This is a genomic window from Amycolatopsis thailandensis (genome assembly GCF_002234405.1).
GTDB classification, from domain to species: Bacteria; Actinomycetota; Actinomycetes; order Mycobacteriales; family Pseudonocardiaceae; genus Amycolatopsis; species Amycolatopsis thailandensis.
Genome location: NZ_NMQT01000196.1, coordinates 1 through 8,492, shown reverse-complemented (window position 1 = coordinate 8,492; position 8,492 = coordinate 1). Strand labels below are relative to the sequence as shown.

Here is an 8,492-nt window from a genome sequence, read left to right as displayed (position 1 = left end):
TGCTGTGCCGGGCCTTCGCGGATGTCCTGGGGCTGCCGACGGCCGGGATGGACGACGACTTCTTCGCCCTCGGCGGGCATTCGCTCTTGGTGATGCGCGTGGTGAGCCGGATCCGCGCGCTCCTGGACGTCGAACTGCCGATCCGGACCGTGTTCGAGGCGCGGACCCCCGCGCGGTTGGCGGCCCGGCTGGCCGAGGTCGCCGCGCCGGGGCGGGCCGCGCTCGCGGCGCGCACACGGCCGGACCGGGTGCCGTTGTCTTTCGCGCAGCGCCGGTTGTGGTTCCTGGGGCAGCTGGAAGGTCCGAACCTGACCTACAACATCCCGTGGGGGCTGAAGCTGACCGGGACTTTGGACCGGGTGGCTTTCGCGGCGGCGTTGCGCGACGTGGTCGAGCGGCACGAGGTGCTGCGCACCGTGTTCGAGCTGGCCGACGGCGAGCCGTACCAGCGGGTGCTTCCGGCGGACGAGTCCGCGTTCGCGCTGGACGTCGTGGAAGTACCCGCCGACGACCTGACGGCCGCGGTGGAGCAGGCCGCGACGCACGCCTTCGACCTCGCGGCGGAGATCCCGGTGCGCGCCTCGCTGTTCGCGGTGGCACCGGACGAGCACGTGCTGGTCCTGGTGGTGCACCACATCGCGGGCGACGCCTGGTCGATGGCGCCGTTGGCACGCGACGTTTCGCTGGCCTACGAGGCACGGCTGGACGGCGCGGCCCCCGGATGGGCGCCGTTGCCGGTGCAGTACGCCGACTACGCGCTCTGGCAACGGGAGCTGCTCGGTGACGACGACGATCCCGGCAGCGTGATCTCACAGCAGGTGGACCACTGGAAGGCCGCGCTCGCGGGCGCGCCGGACGTGCTGGACCTGCCCACCGACCGGCCGCGTCCGGCGGAGCCGTCCCACCGGGGCCATGTCGCCGAGGCCGAGCTTCCCGCCGAACTCCACCGGCGGCTCCACGCGCTGGCGGACGCCGAGGGCGTGACCGTGTTCATGGTGTTGCAGGCCGCGCTGGCCGTGACGCTTTCGCGGTTGGGCGGCGGACGGGACATCCCGATCGGCACGGCCGTCGCGGGGCGTACCGACCAGGCCCTCGACGAGCTGGCCGGGTTCTTCGTCAACACCCTCGTCCTGCGTGCCGACCTGTCCGGGAACCCGGTCTTCACCGAAGTTCTGTGGCGGGCACGGGAAAACCTCCTCGCGGCGCTGGCGAACCAGGACGTCCCCTTCGAGCGGCTGGTCGAGGAGCTCGCCCCGGTCCGCTCGCTGACCCGGCATCCGCTGTTCCAGGTGATGCTGACCGTGCAGAACACCGCCGGGCCCGACGCCGGGCTGCCCGGCTTGCGGACCTCGATGGTGCCCACCGGCGCGGTGCCCGCCAAATTCGATCTGGACCTGGCCTTCGAGGAGTCATTCGACGAGGAAGGCGCGCCCGCCGGTTTGCGCGGAACGCTCGTCGTGGCCGCCGACTTGTTCGACCGGAGCACCGCGGACCGGATCGTCACCTGGTTCGCCCGGGTGCTCGACGAGGTGACCCGTCGGCCGGAGCTGCGGCTCGGCGAGATCGGCGTACTCGACGCCGCCGAACTGTCCACTTTGGACAGCTGGAACGAAGCGGGACCGCCGTTCCCCGAGACGACGTTGCCGGCGCTGTTCGAGGCACAGGCGGCGAGGACGCCGGAAGCGATCGCCGTCACGGCCGGAGACGTCGAGCTGTCGTACGCGGAACTGGACGCGCGGGCGAACGGTCTGGCGCGCCTGCTGAGGGACCGCGGTGTCGGCCCGGAGTCGGTCGTCGGGGTGGTCGCGCCGAGGTCGGCCGAGCTCGTGGTGTCCATGGTGGCCGTGCTCAAGGCGGGTGGCGCGTACTTGCCACTGGATCCGGAGTCCCCGGCGGATCGGATCGGGTTCGTGCTCGCGGACGCGGGCGCGGTCTGCGTGGTGACGACGCCGGATTGCGTTTCGCTGGTGCCGCAAGGTGTTCCGGCCGTGGTGGCGGACGGCTTCCGGGATGACGTGGCGCCGGTCCGGTCGGACGCGGTACGCCCCGAGCACGCGGCGTATGTGATCTATACGTCGGGTTCGACGGGGACGCCCAAGGGTGTGGTGGTGCCGCATCGGAACGTGGTCGCCTTGTTCGCCGCCACGGAAGGCTTGTTCGATTTCGGCGCCGATGACGTGTGGTCGTGGTTCCATTCGTTCGCGTTCGACTTCTCGGTGTGGGAACTGTGGGGTCCGCTGGTGCACGGCGGCCGTGTTGTCGTCGTTCCGTTCGACGTGTCGCGTTCGCCGCGGGAATTCGCCGATCTGCTGGTGCGGGAACGGGTCACGATGCTGAGCCAGACGCCGTCGGCGTTCTACCAGCTGATGGAGACGGCCGGTTCGGACAGCTTGCGGACCGTGGTGTTCGGCGGGGAGGCACTGGATCCCGCGCGGCTGAGCGACTGGTGGGAGCGGGTGGGCGTCTCCGGTCCCCGGCTGGTGAACATGTACGGGATCACCGAGACCACCGTGCATGTCACGCATTTCGATCTCCTTCCCGGCGTCGACGGGAGCGTGATCGGCCGGGGGATCCCGGGTCTGTCGGTGTACGTGCTGGACGAGTGGTTGCGGCCGGTACCCGCGGGTGTCGTGGGTGAGCTGTACGTGGCCGGGTCGCAGGTCGCGCGGGGCTACGTGCGTCGCCCCGGTTTGACCGGTGAGCGGTTCGTGGCGTGTCCGTTCGGTGCTCCGGGCGCCCGGATGTACCGGACCGGGGACCGGGGCCGCTGGAACACCGAAGGCAGGCTGGTGTTCGCCGGCCGGGCGGACGACCAGGTGCAGATCCGCGGCTTCCGGATCGAGCCGGGTGAGGTCGAGGCCGTGCTGGCGGCGCATCCGGAGGTGACGCAGGCGGCGGTGATCGCGCGGGAGGACGTCGAGGGCGATGTCCGGCTGGTGGGTTACGTGGTCCCCGCCGCGGACGCGTCCGTCTCACCGGAAGCCGTGCGCGGGTTCGCGGCGAGCCGGTTGCCGTCGTACCTGGTGCCGTCGGCGGTGGTGGTGCTGGAGTCGTTGCCGTTGACCGGCAACGGAAAGCTGGATCGCGCGGCGCTGCCCGCGCCTGCTTATGCGGCGGGTGGCGGTCGGGCTCCGGCCACCACCGAAGAGGAACTTCTCTGTCAGGCGTTCGCCGAAGTGCTGGGCCTGGATCGGGTCGGTGTCGACGACGATTTCTTCGCACTGGGCGGTCATTCGCTGCTCGCGGTCTCGTTGGTGGAGTGGCTGCGGCAGCGTGGGGTTTCGGTGTCGGTGCGAGCGCTGTTCACCACGCCGACCCCGGCCGGGCTGGCCGCGGTCGCGGGGGTCGGCTGGGTCGAGGTGCCGCCGAACCTGATCCCGGAAGGCGCCACCGAGCTGACGCCGGAGATGCTGACGCTGGTCGACCTGACCGCGGACGCGGTGGAGCTGGTCGCGGCGTCGCTCCCGGGCGGGGCGGCCGACGTGCAGGACGTGTACCCGCTCGCGCCCTTGCAGGAGGGCATCTATTTCCACTATCTGCTGGCAGGCCGGGACGGCACCGACGTGTACGCCACACCGACCGTGCTGGCGGTCGACACCCGGGAACGCCTCGAAGGCTTTCTCGTCGCGTTGCGATGGCTGGTCGACCGGCACGACATCTACCGCACGGCGATCCTGTCCGAAGGACTCCCGCACCCCGTCCAGGTGGTCTCCCGGCACGCGCGGCTGCCGGTCGAGGAGATCACGCTCGACCCGGCCGGACCGAGCCCCGTCGACCAGCTCCTGGCCGCGGGCGACGGCAGGATGGAGCTGACCGAGGCCCCGCTCATCCGGGTCTACGTCGCCGCCGATCCGGCGGGCGGCTGGCTGGTCCTGCTGCGCATCCACCATCTGATCCAGGACCACACCACCTTCGACGTGATAGTCGAGGACCTGCAGGCGTTCCTCGCCGGACGGGCGGGCGAATTGCCGCCGCCGTCCCGGTTCCGCGAGTTCGTCACCCAGGCCCGGGGCGGGGTGTCCCAGGCCGACCACGAACGCTATTTCACCGAACTGCTCGATGGTGTCACCGAAACCACCGCGCCCTACGGCCTTCTGAACACCTACGGGGACGGCGCCGCGGCCGCGCTCGCCCACCTGCGGGTGGACGACGCCCTGTCCGCACGGACGCGCGAAGTGGCACGGACGCTCGGCGTGAGTCCGGCGACGCTGTTCCACCTGGCGTGGGCACGGGTGGTCGGCGCGGTCTCGGGACGCGACGACGTCGTGTTCGGCACGCTCCTGTTCGGACGGATGAACGCCGGCGCGGGAGCCGACCGCGCGCCCGGGCTGTTCCTCAACACGCTGCCGGTGCGGACGCGGCTCGCCGGCACGAGCGTGGCCGGGGCGCTGGCCGCGATGCGGGGTCAGCTCGCCGACCTGATGGTCCACGAGCACGCGCCGCTGGCGTCGGCGCAGGCCGCGGCCGAACTGCCCGGCGGCGGCCCGCTGGTCACGTCGCTGTTCAACTACCGGCACAACCAGGAGGAGCCCGAACCCGGCGACGGCATCGAAGGCGTCCGGACGGTCTTCACCCGGGAACACACGAACTATCCGCTCCACGTGTCGATCGACAACGACGGCCCGGGTTTCGCGATCACCGTCAACGCCGTGGCGCCCGCCGACCCCGACCAGGTCTGCGCGCTCCTGCACACGTGTCTCGGCAACCTGGTCACCGCGCTCGCCGCCGCCCCGGAGACGCCGTTCACCGCCGTGGACGTGCTGGACACCCGGTCCCGCGACCGGCTGGTGGTGGACTGGAACGACACCGCCTCGGCCGTCTCGGACGTTTCCGTGCCGGAGGCGTTCGCCGCGCAGGTCGCCCGCACCCCGGAAGCGACCGCTCTGGTGTCCGGTGAAGTGGCGCTCGGATACGCCGAACTCGACGACCGCGCGGACCGGTTCGCGCGGACGCTGGTGGCCTCGGGGGTGGGCGCGGAATCGCCCGTCGCGGTGCTGATGGAGCGGTCGGCCGAGCTGGTGGTGACGTTGCTGGCGATCCTCAAGGCCGGCGGGGCGTACGTGCCGCTGGACGTCGGCTGGCCGGTCGAGCGGCTGCGGGCGGTGGTCGAGGGTTCGGGGGCCGCGTCGCTGGTGGTGCACGAACCGACGGCGCATCACGAAATCCTGGACGGACTGGGGATCCCGACGATCTGGGCCGGCTCCGGGACCGAAGCCGCCGCGTTGCCTCCGCGATGCCCGCCGGGACAAGCCGCCTACGTGATGTACACCTCCGGGTCGACGGGGGTGCCGAAGGGTGTCGTGACCACGCATCGAGATGTGGTGGCCTTGGCGAAGGACCGTTGCTGGGGCGCGACACCCCGGGTGCTGTTCCACGCGCCGCACGCTTTCGACGCGTCGTCGTACGAGCTGTGGGTCCCGCTGTTGTCGGGCGGCACCGTGGTGGTGGCGCCGGCCGAACGCGTGGACGCGACCGTACTGCGGCGGCTGATCACCGGGCACGAGTTGTCCCATGTGCACCTGACGGCCGGTCTGCTCCGCGTGCTCGTCGACGAGGATCCGTCCTGTCTCGCCGGTGTGCGGGAGGTGCTGACCGGCGGCGACGTGGTCCCGGCGGAGGCGGTCCGGCGGGTACTGGAGTCGAATCCCGGCGTCACGGTCCGGCAGTTGTACGGGCCCACCGAGGTGACGTTGTGCGCCACCCAGTACGAGGTGGCCGATCCCGGCGAGGTGGCGGGTGTGCTGCCGATCGGGCGGCCGTTGGACAACACGAGCGTCTACGTGCTGGACGACGGCCTCGGCCTCGTTCCGGCCGGGGTGGCCGGTGAGTTGTACGTGGCCGGTGCCGGTGTCTCGCGCGGCTACCTGGATCGTCCTTTGTGGACTGCCGAGCGTTTCGTGCCGTGCCCGTTCGGCGCCGCCGGTTCACGGATGTACCGCACCGGTGACCTGGTCCGGTGGACTCCGGACGGCCGTCTGGTATTCGTCGGGCGGGCCGACGAGCAGGTGAAGATCCGTGGGTACCGGGTGGAGCCGGGCGAAGTCGAGGCCGTACTCGCCGCGCATCCGGTGGTGGCGCAGGCCGCCGTGCTGGTCCGCGAAGACGTGCCGGGCGACAAGAGGCTGGTCGCCTACCTGGTCCCTGCCGAGCCGGGCGCGGGCGTCGGGGCCAGGGCACGCGCGTACGCAGTCGAGCGGCTGCCGGAATACCTTGTCCCGTCGGCGTTCGTGGAGCTGGAGACCCTTCCGCTCACGGTCAACGGCAAGGTGGACCGGGCGGCCCTGCCGGCGCCCGAGTACTCGGGCAGCGCGGGCCGCGCTCCCGCGAACGCCACGGAAGAGCTGCTGTGCCAGGTGTTCGCCGAGGTGCTGGGCCTTCCTTCGGTCGGGATGGACGACGATTTCTTCGAGCTGGGCGGGCATTCGCTGCTGGCGATCCAGCTCACGAGCCGGGTGCGTGTGGTGCTGTCGGTGGAGGTACCGCTGCACACGCTGTTCGAGGCCCGCACTCCGGCGAACCTGGCGGCGTCGGCGTCACTGGGCGTCCCGGGCCGGACGGCCCTGGTGGCGCGGGAGCGGCCGGACCGGGTGCCGTTGTCGTTCGCGCAGCGCCGGTTGTGGTTCCTGGGGCGGCTGGAGGGCCCGAGCCCGACCTACAACATCCCGTTGACGGTGCGGCTGACCGGATCGCTGGACCGGGCGGCTTTCGGCGCGGCGCTGCGCGATCTGGTGGAGCGGCACGAGGTGCTGCGCACCGTGTTCGAGCTGGCCGACGGTGAGCCGTACCAGCGGGTGCTTTCGGTGGCCGAGTCCGCGTTCGCGCTGGACGTGGTCGAGGTGACGGCCGGCGATCTCGACGAGAAGGTCGCCGAAGCGGCGGGACATCCGTTCGACCTGACCGCCGAACCGCCGGTGCGGGCGACGCTGCTCGCGGTGACGCCGGAAGACCACGTCCTGGTTCTGGCCGTGCACCACATCGCGGCGGACGCGTGGTCTATGGAGCCGCTGTCGCGCGACCTCGCCGCGGCGTACACCGCGCGACTGCGGGGCACGGACCCCGCGTGGACCCCGTTGCCCGTGCAGTACGCGGATTACGCGCTCTGGCAGCGCGAACTCCTCGGCGACGAGAACGATCCGGGCAGCGTGCTCTCCCGCCAGGTCGCCTACTGGCGTGACGCCCTCGCCGGGGCGCCGGAGGAACTGGACCTGCCCGCCGACCGGCCGCGTCCGGCCACCGCGTCCTATCGCGGCCTGCTCACCCCGATCGAGATACCGGCCGGGCTGCACCGGCGCCTCCGGGCGGTGGCGCAGGACAGGGGAGTGACCCTGTTCATGGCGGTGCAGACCGCGCTGGCCACGGTGCTGTCGCGGCTGGGCGCCGGTACCGACGTCCCCATCGGGGTCGCGGTCGCGGGACGCACCGACCAGGCGCAGGACGACCTCGTCGGCTTCTTCGTCAACACGCTCGTGCTGCGGACCGATCTGGCGGGCGACCCGACGTTCGCCGAGATCCTCGGCCGGGTCCGCTCCACGTCGTTGGCCGCTTTGTCCCACCAGGACGTCCCGTTCGAGAAGCTGGTCGAGGAGCTGGCGCCCGCCCGGTCGCTGGCCCGGCATCCGTTGTTCCAGGTCATGCTGACCCTGCAGAACGCGGGCGGTGGGTCCGCGGTGACGTTGCCCGGCCTGAAGCTTGGCTCGCTGCCCGCCGGTGACGTGGCGGCGAAGTTCGATCTCGATGTGTCGATGGGCGAGACCTTCGACGCGGCCGGTGCGCCGGCCGGGATGGCGGGCATGCTCGTCGCGGCCGCCGATCTGTTCGACCAGGACACGGCCGACCGCCTCGCGCGCTGTCTGGTCAAGGCGTTGAGCCTGCTCGCCGAGGACACCGGCGCCCGGCTGAGCGCGGTGGACCTGCTCGATCCGGCCGAGCGGCGGCTGGTGGTGAAGGAGTGGAATCGCACCGACGCTCCGCCGCCGGCCTTGCTTGTGCCGTCAGCCTTCGAGGCGCGGGTGGCGAGGACGCCCGACGCGCTCGCGGTGCTGCACGGTGACGGCACCCGGCTGAGCTACGCCGAGGTGAACGCGCGGGCCAACCGGCTCGCCCGGTTGCTCGTCCGGCACGGCGTCGGACCGGAGTCGACCGTCGCGGTGTGCCTCGGCCGCTCCGCCGACCTGGTGGTGTCGCTGCTGGCGGTGCTCAAGGCGGGCGGCGCCTATCTGCCGATCGACCCCGCGCATCCGGCCGAGCGTGTCGGATACCAGGTGGACGACGCCCGGCCCGGGCTCGTGCTCATGGAGAGGGCCACCGGCCTCGCCGACCACGGGCCGGACCGGATCGTGCTCGACGATCCCGATGTCGCGGCCGAACTGGCGGAACTCGGCGACGGCGACCTGACCGCCGCCGAGCGTCGAGGGCCGCTGCTGCCCGGCCACCCGGCCTACGTGATCTACACGTCGGGCTCCACCGGGCGGCCCAAGGGCGTCGTCGTCCCG

1 protein-coding gene is annotated in these 8,492 nt (G+C 71.8%); it reads left to right on the top strand.

From position 1 onward, the window contains the following. Window positions 1-8,492 (top strand): non-ribosomal peptide synthetase (locus tag CFP71_RS40980; RefSeq protein ID WP_143267267.1); only part of this gene is annotated, 8,492 nt, incomplete at both ends.